Annotated in this window: 1 pseudogene; it reads right to left on the bottom strand. The window is 70.6% G+C overall.

Annotated elements, in window-relative coordinates:
- Positions 1 to 131 precede the first annotated feature (131 nt).
- Positions 132 to 279: pseudogene (locus MKL09_RS01120) on the bottom strand (integrase); the annotation flags it as partial.

Genomic DNA, 279 nt, shown 5'->3' with positions numbered 1-279 from the left:
TCGGCCTCGATCCGGTCTGAGGCGCACCCGGCTTACGCCGCGAGAACCAACTCCTCGTCCGCCTCCCGTCGCACCGGAACAGCGACCGCCGGGGCGGAGGGTTTCGGGCGCCAGGTCTCGCCGAGCGCCAGGAGCGCGGCGTCCGCCACGCGCAAGCGGACGAGGTCGCAGCCGCGCAGCTTGCTGTCGATGGCAGTGTTGAACAGGGCGAGGTCGCGAGTGCGGCCCTCGTGCTGTAAGCGGGTGCGGATCGCCCAGATGTGCTTTGGCTTGAACGGC

Source organism: Methylobacterium sp. J-048 (assembly GCF_022829515.1).
GTDB lineage: Bacteria > Pseudomonadota > Alphaproteobacteria > Rhizobiales > Beijerinckiaceae > Methylobacterium.
Note: the sequence above shows the minus strand (reverse complement) of the source record. Positions and strands in the feature narration are given on the sequence as shown.